Genomic DNA, 12,201 nt, shown 5'->3' with positions numbered 1-12,201 from the left:
GTTGGGAGGCTAAGAAATGTTGTTGCGAGGGTAAAAAAAGTTGTTGGACACCCAAAAAATGTTGTTGGGAGGGTAAAAAAAGTTGTTGGGAGGCTAAAAAATGTTGTTGCGAGGGTAAAAAAAGTTGTTGCGAGGGTAAAAAAAGTTGTTGGACACCCAAGAAAAGTTGTTGCGCGGGGTAAAAAAGTTGTTGGACACCTAAGAAAAGTTGTTTCTTGGGTAAGAATCAACATTTTTTTGGGTTTTAGGTCAAAGTTTTAACCTCCAAGCTCCGAGTTTTGACCTGACAGCTCCAAGTTTTGACCTTAAATGTTAAATTTTTGAGTTTTTTTTACTTTTTTTTAAAATTTTATACAATAAATGCAATATGCTTTACGTTATATAGTTGAAGTGAGAGAAGAGGTTTTCTCACATATTTCTAACTAATATTTATAATTTATGAAGATTCAAGTTTGTAAATTAAATTTTCGGCAATACACGTTTACGGGTTTAGACACTTTTGCCGAGTTAATCCTTGGAGGATTGTATCAAAATGCGGGCATCTTTGTTACACCACCTTACACGGAGGCGGAGTTTGTGGCCATTAAAACCACATTTATCAACACCTTTGTAGAGTATGACAAATATGGTCCTTCTAAAAAAACCGATTTTGACGTTGCGTTCAATGTCATGATGGCTATGCTTAATGCTTTGGCGGCTTATGTTAATTCGGTAGCTTTGGGTGATGCGTCTAAAATTGTGTTGAGCGGGTTTGAACCTACTAAAGAAGCCTATCAGCCAGCACAACCTTTAGAAAATCCAACCAGCTGTACTATCAAGCGTTCGGAAAACGCAGGCGAAATTATTGTTAACATAGCTCCGCTAAACAATTATGGTGTGGTAAACTATGGTTGCATCTGTGTAGAAGGCAAAGAGCTGGATGGGGTAAGCATCATCAACGGCCAATTGGTTATGCCAGAAGGTGGACCATCGGTGCGTTATGATTTGAACAAATCGAAAAGAAAGGTGTTCAGTGGCTTAAAAGTTGGGGTAGTGTACTATTTTTATGTCTATGCAATCAATTCGGTGAGTGTATCGCCTTTGAGTATCGCACAGAAACTAATGGCTGCCTAAACGCGTGTTTATTGCAAGGAAAAACCCTTTTAGAAGTCGACCTGAAAGGGTTTTGTTTTTTGATACTGATGAGGTATCGTTTTTTGATGGATGATTGAAACTACGAGTACAAAGGGTTTTACTTAATCTTCCTCTTCTAAAGTAAATATTTCTTCTACTGGTTTTTCAAAAAAGCGCGCCAGTTTGAGTGCCAAAACGGTTGATGGTACATATTTTCCTTTCTCCATGGCATTAATGGTTTGACGACTCACTTCAATTTGTTTTGCCAGTTCTTCTTGAGAAATGTTTTTTATTGCTCTTAAAACTTTTAAATTATTCGTCATCGTTAGTCGTTTTATTGAGTTTGTAAATCATGTAATGGAAACGCAGTATAAAGAAAAACAACAGCGTGAAAGTATTATAAATTAATACATTTAGATATGATAAACCATATATGAATATTGTAAAAAATAAAATTAGTCCATAATTTAAATAAGTAGCCCAAACCAAACTTTCATATCTAATTTTGTTTGTAAATTCATCTTCCATTTTAAGTTTTGAAAAGCCAATTAGAATGCCGCCAATGACAAGGCAAAATAACAATACTTCGTCTAAAACTCCATTTTCAATCCAAGTAAAATACCTTTTTGAATTTAAAATAAATGTATCAGAAAAAGCAAAAACTTTAATTCTCCATACTTGATCAATATTTATATCGAATAGAGAAATAGAAATTGAAAATAAAAAGGCAGGAATAAACAGCAACCAACCCAACCATTTGAACCGATTTGGAAATAAAAATTTTGTTTTCATGTATTTAAAGATTAATGATTATGCGTCAAAAGTATATTTTATTTTACAAATAGACAAGTAAACTTTACATAAAGTTTATTTTGCTTTACTTTTTATTGCTCTTTTCACTTATTTTAGTAAGAAATATTAGTTATTGTAATTATTTTTTTATTTTTAATTAAAATTTAGTCCATGCTAGTAAAAGTTTTTGGAAGTGCCGTTTTTGGGGTAGAAGCTACAACCATTACTGTTGAAATAACAATAATTTAATGGTAGGTATGAAAAATATTTTTTAATTAATTCAAAATCAACATTATACACTTAAACAATAGTGTAAGAAATTTATTTATTGATTTTTTCTTAAGTATAATACTTGTCACCAATTCAATAAATGGGTATATTTGCAAAAATAATCGGGATATAAAACCCGATTTCTTTTTTTACTGTTCTTATAATTAAAGTATTTGATAATTCATCTGTAGAAGGTTGAGTGATTCCAAAGATGAACACAAGGTTCATCATTAACTTTAATTATTATGAATGGCAAAAAACAGCAAAATTGAATGGACACATCACACCGCTAATCTTTGGTGGGGATGTACTAAAGTACACCAAGGATGTGATAATTGTTATGCAGAATCTTTATCAAACCGATATGGTCATAAAGTTTGGGGTGATAACAATTCAAGAAGATTAATCAAATCAACTTTTACAGATATTTTTAAATATCAAAAACAAGCTGAACAACTTAATACTAAGTTCAGGGTGTTTGTTGGTTCAATGATGGACATATTCGAAAAGTCCAAAGAGGTTGAGGTTGCAAACGATTTTAATTCAACTGGTGATAAACGTGATTTCTTCTTTAATGAAGTTATTCCTAATTGTCCAAATCTCATTTTTCTACTTCTCACTAAAAGACCAAGCAACATTAATAAAATGATTCCTAAAGCTTGGAAATCAAACCCACCAAAAAATGTAATGTTTGGAACTTCACCAGTATGTGAAAAAACATCAAAGACTTTAATTAAACAATTACAAGCCGTTAACGGTTATAAATTCCTATCAGTTGAACCTCAACTTGAACAAATAAGAAATATTGATTTAAATGGTATTGATTGGGTTATCCAAGGTGGTGAAAGCGGACATCATAAAAGAAAATTTGATAGTGATTGGGGGAGAACTTTAAGGAATATATGTAAAGAAAAAAGAGTTCCATATTTCTTTAAACAAATTGATAAAGTTCAATTAATACCAGATGATTTATTAGTTCGAGAATTCCCTGAATTCCATCATTAATTTAAAATAAAAAGAGAATAAATTATGAAAATTACATTAACAAACAAACAAGCAAATGATTTAAAATTCATCCTGAATGAATTTATAAAAAGTGATATGGCAGAGGATTATCACAAACTTTTCAAATCTGTAATTAAGAAAATTGAAAATGAAACTGATGGAAGTATTATGTGGGATAAAATCGAAGTTAAATAAAATTATTGGTATGTGATTCTGGAATTATACACTATTTAATTCCAGAATTAACTACCTTAAAGAATTGCTTTTTTGTGTTTTGATTTTATAAAAATATAACCAGAAAAAAGTAGAAAAAAATATTTTCCTTTTTTTTACCTTTATCATCAATAAATTATATAGTTATGTTAAATTTTGAAAAATTAAAAGCAAATGATTTATGGTCAATTCTTGAAAATAAAAAACATTGTGTTATTGCCATAGACCAAATTACAGCCAATACAATTGGTAATGATATATATACTAAAATGAGTTATTCAATTCCTAAATTAAGTATTGAAGATGTAATTGATGTTGTCAAATTCACAACTCTATTTGATTCAAATGATAAGCAATCATTTTGGAATACGTTCATTTTATTAGCTTCAAATAAAGGTGCTGATATATATTTTACTAATACAAATGATACTGATTGTTATGTTGAGTTTAAATTTAACAATTAAAAAAATATTCAATGATTGGAATAATAGAAGTTAATACAGCACCTCATAAATTATCAATTACTTATCAAACAGATTTAACTTCAATTGGTGATATAAGCACAAGTGATTTAAAAGATTTAATCAAAATTCAATATGAACCACTTTATCCATCATTTAAAGAAGATTTTGTAAACGTATTTAAAGAATTTGAAAATGATATAATGGATAAAGTGAAACATATTATTGAAAGTAATAAAGAATTATATAAACACTTTAATATTCCGTTGAAATTTGATGAAAGTTTTACAGTAACTCTTGATTCAAACAATATTGAAAGTCATAAATTTATAAAGGCAACCAGATACTTAAATATTTCAATTAATACAAAAAATAAATGTTAAATAATAAGTTAGATATTACCTCAACTGCCATAGAAAAAGGAATTGATTTAGTAAAAGATTTTGTTGAAAAATTAGTTGGTTCAACACTTGAAGAAACTGGTCTTTTATTAGGTGATAAGATTAGGATATTTAGATTAAAAAATCAAATCAAAATGCTTTCTAAAGCACAAAGTATATGTAAATCTAATAATATATCTATTAAACAAATTTCTGTTAAAACACTTTTTCCATTGTTAGAATACGCATCCCTTGAAGATGATGAAAATCTTCAAGAAAAATGGGCTAATCTTTTAGCAAACTATGTTGACACAAAGAAGAATTTAAGTTCAACTATTTTCCCATATATACTTAGCCAATTATCAAGTGAAGAATTAGAAGTCATTGAAAAATTAAATTCAACTAAAGGTACAGTTCTTTGGGGTTTAAAAATAGATGGTATTGTAAAATCAAACTTAATCAGACTTGGAATAGCCGAAATTGTAATTAAAGATAATACAAGATTACAAACTAAATTTGAAATGAAAATAATATCAGCATTCCCCAAAAATCATAACATTAAAATCACACCATTAGGAATTGAATTTTACAATAGTTGTACAAGAACTTGAACTTTTATTTAAATGAGTTTTGACAAATTCATAAAAGAAATAATACTTTTAAATAACTAATAAACCAAAATATGACATTTAAATTTAATGCTACAAAAGGGGGAAATGTAGTTCCCGTTTCTTTAATAGTTTTCAAACAGATGTTGAATGATAGGCATTCAATTTACATTGGTGTTTTTGGAAATCAAAACGCACTTGATGATGATAAATTAGCTGATTCATCATTAGAAGAAATATATAAAGGATTCAATTCTTATTTAATGAAAAACAATATTGAATTAGATACTGTTTTACATACTAATACAAAACCAGATGAACAACATATTTATGATACATATAAAGAATACGAATTTATGTTATTCAGAAAATAAAGCAATTAATGTTAATAAATATTTCTTATAGTTTAGATTGAACCGATAGATAATATTTATCTTTGTAATGTATAACCAAAAAACATATGTTATGAATGCAAAAGAATTTATGATTAATAACCACAAGTTTGTTATTAATTATTTGGATGATTTATCCAAGCTTGAATTGATTTCAGATTACAATGATTACCGTGTAATTAATGTATCATTTACACCACAAGTATTAATGACTTTAGATGAAGCTGTTAAGATTGTTAATGAAAATGAGAATTTAATTTTGGATGAATTCATAACTGTTATTGAAGAAAATCCTGAAATGTATAAACACTTTGATTATGAATTGTTATTGTCTGGTGGTGGTTCAAGTGAATTTCCAGAGAATGGTAATAAATATTTGATTGAACTTGAAGTTAGAATTCCATTAAGAATAAAAGAGGGGGTTAATTAACCCCCTTTTCTTTTGATATATTATCCATTGCTTCTTTAACCTTTTGGACTGTTCCCAAACTAACATCTGCAATCTTTGCAATTTTCCTTAAGCTATTCTTACCAGCTTTCAATTCCTTTGCAACCTCTTTATACTTGGCTATAATATCAGCATCACTCATTGATGGTTTATTTCTTTTGCCACTAAACTTACCTTGTGCTTTTGCTATTGCAATACCTTCTGCTTGACGTTCTCTAATTGAATCACGTTCCATTTGTGCAACGTTTGCAAGTACATCAGTAATCATTTTAAATATTGAATTTGGTTTACCATTAACAAATGATGATATACCAAGATTATCAATGATTAAATTAATCTTCTTATGGTTTAAGTAATCAATTGTTTGTTGTATATCAAATGCATTTCTACCTAATCTATCTACAGATGAAACAGATATTGATTCAACATTATTGTTTACACAATTCCAAAATAATTCTTTTGCTTGTGGTCTTTCAACAAATGGAATTGAACCGCTAATAACGTCAATAAATAGTTTTTCTTCTGGGTGTTGTTTTGCTAATTGTCTAAGTGTAGATTGTGTTCCACTTGAGATTCTTATATACCTTGCTTTCATTTTGTTATGATTTAAGATTATATATTGAAACAACCACCAGTATCAGCACTCAATTCAAACTACTTGATTAATTATTTATAAGATTCTATATATTCAATTTTTTTATCAATCCGTTCTTGAAGTTCATCAAAATAAACATCTGTAACGGTTTCTTTTAGTTTACCATCTTTGATAAGATGAAAACTATAAGTATCATTCCAAGCTAATGTTATTAATAACACTCCCTTATGATGGTGACCATTTACAATAAGTATTAAACCCTTATCATAATAGTTAACTAACTTTTCAACTCCCCAACTCCAGTAAACTGGTTTATTGTGTTGAATTACTTGCAGCGTTTCAGCTGGGTTGAATTCTCTTTGAACCAGAGATTCATACAAAGGATTTTTTATTATCTTTGTCATATCTATTGTGTTTAATTCATCTGAATTAAATGCTGATTTAAAGGGTGTTCGTAGCACCCTTTTTTATTTGGTGGTATTTCAATATTTCAAATAACTTTTGTTCTTATCTTTTGAACACTTCAAAGATAAAATAAATATTTAATGTATGCAAATAAAGTATACTTTATTTATGATACAATTATAAAATATTTTCAAATGGTTTTATTGATTTAAAAGTGTACTAAACAATACCACTTTATTTTCATACAGTTTAATAATGTTTTAAGGGGGAATGTTCCCCCTTAAAATTTTTTAATTCAGTATTGGATTATTTTTTTATTATCGAAATCAATATTCCAATTTGTTTAATCAAATATGCAAGTGCATAAAATTTAAAGATTAAAACAACACCTTCAATTAAATTCATATTCAAATGTTATTTAGTTAGACAATTGAATAATCCAGTTTTTGAAATATCGAATTCAAATATATTAAGAGTATTATTAAAATACAATCTTATTAATAATTATCTTAGTTAAAAATTATACTTATGGATATTGTTATTGGAATTGTGATTTTTATTGTTGCAATTTTCATTGGAATCAAAGCCAAAGATGAACGAAAGTATTTCTATCATAATAGAAGCTTTAAACCAAAGAAAAAGAAATCTGATAAACATTGACACGGTGAACCACCTACTATTTAATCATATTTCAATGTGAGAAAAACCATATCTTTTTTAGTGGGAAATAAATTTACGGATTGGCTATGTTTTTAATGTTTTTTAATGTTTTTTTAAATAAAAAATAGTGATACAATTAAAAATTTTTTGAAAAGGGAATAGAGATAAAAATGAGAAAAAATAAAATAAGAATAATAAACTAAATACAACAAAAATGTATAAAAAATGCATAAAAGATATATAACAATGTGAAACATTTTATATATTTGTCCTGTTGTTCGGACAAGCGGACAAAATAAAACCCACCTGAACCAGCAGATGGGTCTTAAATAACAAATTGAAAGTTTAGTTAAAAAATTTTCTTAACTCTTTCACCGCTTTTGCACAAGCTAAAATTAGAAATGCAATTGCAAAAATTTTAAAGACTTCCATAAAAGGAATTTTAATATGTTAAACTTCGTTTGACACAAGAAACCAAAGTTACAGCTTTGGTTTTTTTGTGGACTTCAACTACTTCATTGAAGACAATACAAATATAATGAATTATTCAACACCCCTTTTTTGTTTTATTAACATTAGAAGCAAAGAAGTATCTTTTTTGAGATATACAACACCCTGTTTTTGGATGTAGATGTGATACTTGTATTTAGTCGCTTGTAAAAAATTGATAAACAAATAGTTATAGTCAGTTTTTGATTTTAATTTATTGGATTATATTTTACTCTTTTAATTGTGTTAATAACTTTTAAATCTTTGTTTTTTTTATATATTTTTTTAATTAATTCATCTATATAATATCCTTTTGCATTTGAAGAATTATTTGTTCAATTCTTTTTGATGATAGTTCATATTCATCACCAATCAAAGAATATCTTACTTCAACATTTTTAATATTGCTATGAGATTCCAATTTATTAAAGTCTTCAAATATTGAAATATCTCTTATTATTTGATAGGATAGAATACCATTCTTTACAAATTGGTATATAGTATCTTCATTGTTTTTTAGCAGTTGGTATTTATTCATTTTGGTTTAATCATTTTTTTTATTTTTTCGAGCGCATTCATTCTAATTTGACCAATTCTGCATTTAGATAGCTTTAGTTTCTTTGCAATTTGTATCATATTTAATTGTTCATTCATCATTCCATAGTAGTATTTTAATACAGTTTGTTCATTATGGTTTAATTTGCTCATTGCTATTAATAATTTATTTTTTGTTTCTTCATCAAATAGTTCATCATCAGAATCAAATAAACTTTCATTTGTTTTGAATAGGTATGCATTTTCATTATTCATTTTATTATCATATCTATCAATTTCAATTGATGAATAATCATTAATATATTTCAAATCGGTTACTTTTATTTCTTGTTCAAACTTTTGGGTTAATTCATCAATTGCACTTTTAATTTTTTTATCTGTTTTAACTTTATTATTTGCATTTTTCATTGCATTTTTATTGACCTGAATGAATTCAACAATTCTTTGATTAATAATGAGTGAAGCAAAGTATGAGAATTTGATATTCATATTTGGATTGAATTTTTCCACCGCATTTATTAAAGCAATATTTCCTTCTCCAATTAAATCATCAATTTCAATTACATCAATATTTGCAATTACTTTAGAATACTTCTTTGCATAATGTACAACCAGTTTTAAATTGCTTTCTAATATTTGATTTATGGCACTTTTATTACCATCTTGATATGATATAATCAATTGGTTTATTTGTTCATCTGAAAGGATTTTAAGCTTGTTTAATTCCTTATAGTATTGTTGATTCATTTTCAGATTCCTTTATGGATTTGTTATCATCCTTTTTGGAATCTTTTAAGAAGCTAATAGCCATTTCTTTTAGTTTTTTTACTCTTTGGCGAATTTCTTCAAGTTCAAAATCTTTTTCTTTTGTTTTCATATTTATGTGTTTAATAATAAATATCAAGAACTTTTGAAAAGTGAACTTTTTGATGAAATTTTTTTAAAAAAAAGTTATGGTGTCAATTAGAATATACCAGTTGACACCATACTTTATTTTCTTTATTAAAAGTTAGCCATTTGTTCAATAACTTTTACTTGATTTTGTGAATAGTTAATATCTTGAACAGATACAACTGGAGTAGGTAAAGTTGAATTAGCTTGTGCTAATTTGTAGGCTAATAAATCATAATCAATTGATGTGTTCTTTGTATAGATTGAATTAATTGATGGTATAGATAATGGATAAGTTAAATTTGGATTAAGTCCGTAATCATTAATACTTTGTAGCAATGGTTTAAATTTGGCAGTTGCTTTTGCATTAATAACAGATTCACCTTTTGAAAGCATTGCTGGTATTGAATCACTTGTTGAAGTACCAGGACCGTCAATATCAACTTTACCTTTTGCTAATTTTACACCAGTAATTTTTGCTACTTGCAAAGCACCACCAGCAGCTATTAAACCAGCTTGAAAGAAAGCATTTGGAGCAAGTGCTGCTGTCAATGGATTTGCAGCCAAAGCCAAACCAATATTTCTTGCTTCATTGAATTTCTTAATGGTTGATAATACAACTTCTGCTGTTGCAGCTGCTTTAAATAGAATTGTATTTTGATTTGCTAATCCTTTGATTCCATTTAATAATTGAATTTCTTGGTTAAGTTTAAAGTCTGCAATTTCTTCATCCAATGCTTTTCTTTTGGCAGCATATTTTGAATTAATTAATTCAACATTAGCACCAGTCTTTGCAGCTGCATTTATTTCTTGTTCTTCATTTCTTTTTAATTCAGCTGCTCTAAAAGCAAAATCATTATCAGATTCAATTTGGTCAGCAATTAGTTTATTTTCTAAATCGATTGCTTTTTTAACTTTATCTGCTTCTGCTTTTGCTAATGCTGCTGCTTCTTTATCGGCTGCAAATTTGTCATCAATAGCTTTTATTGCAGTATTATATTCTTCTGTAGAGATTATTCCAGCTACAAGTTTTTTTGTTGCAGCTTCTGCTTCTGCTTCTGAAACTCTATTTAATCTTTCAATTTCCCCAGCAAATAATTTATCATCTGTATAAATTGAATTGTCTAATTTTGTTTTATTATTTGAAATGAATATTTCTAATTCTTTATCTGCATTACTTGCAACAAGTTCAGCTTGTTTTTTAGCATAATCATTTTTTAGTTTTAATTGTTCAACTTGAAATTTTGTTTCAGTTATTTTTTTTGCTTCAAATTCCTTTTTAAGAACTTCTAATCTTTTGTTCAATAACGTTTCTTCAAGTGCAATTTCATCTCTCATTGATTTTTTTCTAATCCCTTGTGATTGGATATATAAATCAATTTCATCTTTGTTTTTTTGAATAAGTGCATCAAGTGCTTTTTGTTCAGCTGCTTGTCTATCTTTTTCAATTTGTGCTGCTTGTGCTGCTGCTTCTTTTCTGGCTGCTGAGGTAACTCTTATTCCTTCAAGCTGTGCATCTTGACCTTTTTGTTGTGTGGTAATTAATTGTGCTTCTAAATCGGCTAATTCTTTATTTTCTTCTCTACTTGTATCATTCAATGATTGTTGAATTTTAAGCTTTTGAATTTTTAATTTAAGAATGTTTGCTTCTTTTTCTGCTTCTTCAGTTTGAAGTCTTACAATTTCATTTTGGGCTTCAACTCTTTCATTAATATTTCTTGAAGTATCTTTTGCAATAAGTTGTTGTGCTTTAATTAATCCTTCTGTTTTTGCACGTTCTTTATTTAAATTGATTTCTGATTTTTCAATATTCTTTGTTATATCATCAATTTCTTTTCCTTTTGCAGCTGCTTCATCTAAAAATTTACCAGTAGCTTTTGCACCATCAGCAATTTTATCTGTTAAGTTTTCTACACCAGTACCAGCTTGTAAAACACCATTGGTTACTTTTTTAAAATCCAATTCAATTATACCTTGCAATATTTCACCAAACGCTGTGAATCTGTTAATCAAATTTTGCTTAACAAAATCTGCTAAATCTTCAAGTGTTTTCTTTGGATTGCTAAATGCTTCAAAAAGGAATTTTCCAACTTGTTGAAGAACTCCAATCATTGATTGAAAAATTGCTTGTAATGGTCTGGTAACAGCTGTTATTTTATCAATACCATCTTGTGTAGATTTTAGGTAAGTAATTAAACCACCAAGAACTAAACCAATAGCACCAATTACTGCACCAATTGGGGTAGCTAAAAATGCTAATGATGCACGGGTCATACCAATGATACCCTGACTAACCGCTTTTAAGGAATTTGTTAATAGATTACCAACACCACCAGCTTCTTTTGAACGTTGGATAAACCCACCAATACCACCATTAAAGATATTTAATTCATTAAATGCTTCTTTAATTTGATTCTTGTAGTCACCAATTCCAATTTTTTGTTGTTCGAGTGTCGATACATTGGCTTTTATAAATGCATTATTTTCATCAAGTTTTGCATTAATTGCAGTTAAAGCTGTTTGACCTTCAACTGTATTAACATTAACTTGATTTCTTAAGGTTAATAACTGTTTATTGTTTTCCCTTGCAGCAGCAATTGATGTATTTTCTTTTTCAATAGCTGATGAAATTGCAGCAGAAGCTGTTGCAAATGCATTATTAGCATTTGATAATTGAGTAACTACATTTTTTTGAGTATTGTATGTAGATTGTAATCTGGTTAATTCAACTGCATTTTTTGAATATGCATCTGAATTAGCTTGATTACTATTGGTTAATTCTTTTTGGGCAGCTTTTAATTTATCAATTTCTGCCCTTGTTTGTGTCATTTTTGAAATTAAAGCTTGGTTATCTATATCCAAGCTTAAAAATTCTACTTTGTTTGCCATTTCTATTTCATAGTATTAGCTTTTTTACGTTATTG

The 12,201-nt window shown here is 27.9% G+C and carries 17 protein-coding genes; 9 read left to right on the top strand and 8 right to left on the bottom strand.

Going from position 1 to position 12,201, the window contains the following annotated elements; all coding sequences use genetic code 11:
- Positions 1–576: 576 nt before the first annotated feature.
- Positions 577–1,113 (top strand): hypothetical protein, encoded by a 537-nt coding sequence (locus tag RN605_RS04840; RefSeq protein WP_313322707.1) that lies wholly within the window; start codon positions 577–579, stop codon positions 1,111–1,113.
- 122 nt (positions 1,114–1,235) lie between these two features.
- On the opposite strand, the gene RN605_RS04835 is transcribed toward RN605_RS04840, so the two are convergent.
- Positions 1,236–1,436, bottom strand: a complete 201-nt coding sequence (locus tag RN605_RS04835) for a helix-turn-helix transcriptional regulator (protein ID WP_313322705.1) — start codon at positions 1,434–1,436, stop codon at positions 1,236–1,238.
- Positions 1,426–1,905 (bottom strand): hypothetical protein, encoded by a 480-nt coding sequence (locus RN605_RS04830; protein WP_313322703.1) that lies wholly within the window; start codon positions 1,903–1,905, stop codon positions 1,426–1,428. Before RN605_RS04830 ends, RN605_RS04835 begins: the two co-directional genes overlap by 11 nt.
- Before the next feature lie 519 nt (positions 1,906–2,424).
- On the opposite strand from RN605_RS04830, the gene RN605_RS04825 reads away from it, so the two are divergent.
- From RN605_RS04825 to RN605_RS04795, 7 genes are all read left to right on the top strand, one after another.
- A complete protein-coding gene (locus tag RN605_RS04825; protein ID WP_313322701.1) occupies positions 2,425–3,180 on the top strand; it encodes a DUF5131 family protein in 756 nt (251 codons plus the stop codon).
- A 24-nt stretch (positions 3,181–3,204) separates the two neighbouring features.
- A complete protein-coding gene (locus RN605_RS04820) occupies positions 3,205–3,375 on the top strand; it encodes a hypothetical protein (protein WP_313322699.1) in 171 nt (56 codons plus the stop codon).
- Positions 3,376–3,539: 164 nt separating this feature from the next.
- On the top strand, positions 3,540–3,857 hold the full coding sequence (locus tag RN605_RS04815) for a hypothetical protein (protein WP_313322698.1): 318 nt from the start codon (positions 3,540–3,542) through the stop codon (positions 3,855–3,857).
- 11 nt (positions 3,858–3,868) lie between these two features.
- The gene (locus tag RN605_RS04810; RefSeq protein ID WP_313322696.1) at positions 3,869–4,237 is read left to right on the top strand and encodes a hypothetical protein; all 369 of its coding nucleotides are present in this window, start codon (positions 3,869–3,871) and stop codon (positions 4,235–4,237) included.
- Entirely contained in the window at positions 4,231–4,845 is a 615-nt protein-coding gene (locus RN605_RS04805; protein ID WP_313322694.1) for an Abi-alpha family protein, read from the top strand. The genes RN605_RS04810 and RN605_RS04805 overlap by 7 nt, the downstream gene beginning before the upstream one ends.
- Positions 4,846–4,916: 71 nt before the next feature.
- Positions 4,917–5,216 carry a hypothetical protein gene (locus RN605_RS04800; protein ID WP_313322692.1) on the top strand — a complete coding sequence of 100 codons (300 nt, stop codon included), beginning with the start codon at positions 4,917–4,919 and terminating at the stop codon, positions 5,214–5,216.
- A 91-nt stretch (positions 5,217–5,307) separates the two neighbouring features.
- Positions 5,308–5,664, top strand: coding sequence for a hypothetical protein (locus RN605_RS04795; RefSeq protein WP_313322691.1), 357 nt, complete (start codon positions 5,308–5,310; stop codon positions 5,662–5,664).
- Here RN605_RS04795 and RN605_RS04790 read toward each other — a convergent pair.
- Both RN605_RS04790 and RN605_RS04785 read right to left on the bottom strand, forming a co-directional pair.
- Positions 5,657–6,277 carry a recombinase family protein gene (locus RN605_RS04790; RefSeq protein WP_313322689.1) on the bottom strand — a complete coding sequence of 207 codons (621 nt, stop codon included), beginning with the start codon at positions 6,275–6,277 and terminating at the stop codon, positions 5,657–5,659. The genes RN605_RS04795 and RN605_RS04790 overlap by 8 nt on opposite strands.
- 71 nt (positions 6,278–6,348) lie before the next feature.
- Complete coding sequence (locus RN605_RS04785; RefSeq protein ID WP_313322687.1) at positions 6,349–6,681, bottom strand: hypothetical protein; 333 nt, start codon at positions 6,679–6,681, stop codon at positions 6,349–6,351.
- A 529-nt stretch (positions 6,682–7,210) separates the two neighbouring features.
- On the opposite strand from RN605_RS04785, the gene RN605_RS04780 reads away from it, so the two are divergent.
- Positions 7,211–7,342 carry a hypothetical protein gene (locus RN605_RS04780; protein ID WP_313322685.1) on the top strand — a complete coding sequence of 44 codons (132 nt, stop codon included), beginning with the start codon at positions 7,211–7,213 and terminating at the stop codon, positions 7,340–7,342.
- 787 nt (positions 7,343–8,129) lie between these two features.
- On the opposite strand, the gene RN605_RS04775 is transcribed toward RN605_RS04780, so the two are convergent.
- The 4 genes from RN605_RS04775 to RN605_RS04760 all read right to left on the bottom strand — a co-directional run bounded on the left by RN605_RS04775 (position 8,130) and on the right by RN605_RS04760 (position 12,166).
- On the bottom strand, positions 8,130–8,369 hold the full coding sequence (locus RN605_RS04775; RefSeq protein ID WP_313322683.1) for a hypothetical protein: 240 nt from the start codon (positions 8,367–8,369) through the stop codon (positions 8,130–8,132).
- Positions 8,366–9,133, bottom strand: a complete 768-nt coding sequence (locus tag RN605_RS04770) for a sigma-70 family RNA polymerase sigma factor (RefSeq protein WP_313322681.1) — start codon at positions 9,131–9,133, stop codon at positions 8,366–8,368. Before RN605_RS04770 ends, RN605_RS04775 begins: the two co-directional genes overlap by 4 nt.
- Positions 9,114–9,263 (bottom strand): hypothetical protein, encoded by a 150-nt coding sequence (locus RN605_RS04765; protein ID WP_313322680.1) that lies wholly within the window; start codon positions 9,261–9,263, stop codon positions 9,114–9,116. Before RN605_RS04765 ends, RN605_RS04770 begins: the two co-directional genes overlap by 20 nt.
- A 125-nt stretch (positions 9,264–9,388) precedes the next feature.
- The gene (locus tag RN605_RS04760) at positions 9,389–12,166 is read right to left on the bottom strand and encodes a hypothetical protein (protein WP_313322678.1); all 2,778 of its coding nucleotides are present in this window, start codon (positions 12,164–12,166) and stop codon (positions 9,389–9,391) included.
- Positions 12,167–12,201 lie beyond the last annotated feature (35 nt).

Source organism: Flavobacterium sp. PMTSA4 (genome assembly GCF_032098525.1).
In the GTDB taxonomy this organism is placed as follows: domain Bacteria; phylum Bacteroidota; class Bacteroidia; order Flavobacteriales; family Flavobacteriaceae; genus Flavobacterium; species Flavobacterium capsici.
The sequence above is the reverse complement of the archived record's forward strand: the minus strand, read 5'-3'. Positions and strand labels throughout refer to the sequence as shown.